Annotated in this window: 1 protein-coding gene; it reads right to left on the reverse strand. The window is 40.0% G+C overall.

Annotation, left to right across the window (positions count from 1 at the left end):
- On the reverse strand, nt 1-290 hold a 290-nt coding region (locus ACSG5Z_RS31480; protein WP_435712914.1), incomplete at both ends, for a YebC/PmpR family DNA-binding transcriptional regulator.

Below are 290 nucleotides of genomic sequence, written 5' to 3' on the forward strand. Positions count from 1 at the left end.
CTACATCACGTTGTGCAAGCATTGTTAATTCTGCAACTGTGAATTCTTCAACACCAGCAACTTTAAGTGCAGATTGTACTGCATGGAATTGATCAGGTTCAGCATACACGATAACAGAATCTTCTTCTTCTAGAATGTCACGTGCATCAACATCAGCTTCCATTAAAATTTCAAGAACTTCATCTGATGTTTTACCTTCAAGACCGATAACAGCTGTCGCATCAAACATGTAAGCTACAGAACCGTTTCTGTCTATTATACACAACTCCGAGCCCACGAGACCCACATTA

It is taken from the genome of Bacillus pretiosus (assembly GCF_051294775.1).
In the GTDB taxonomy this organism is placed as follows: domain Bacteria; phylum Bacillota; class Bacilli; order Bacillales; family Bacillaceae_G; genus Bacillus_A; species Bacillus_A wiedmannii.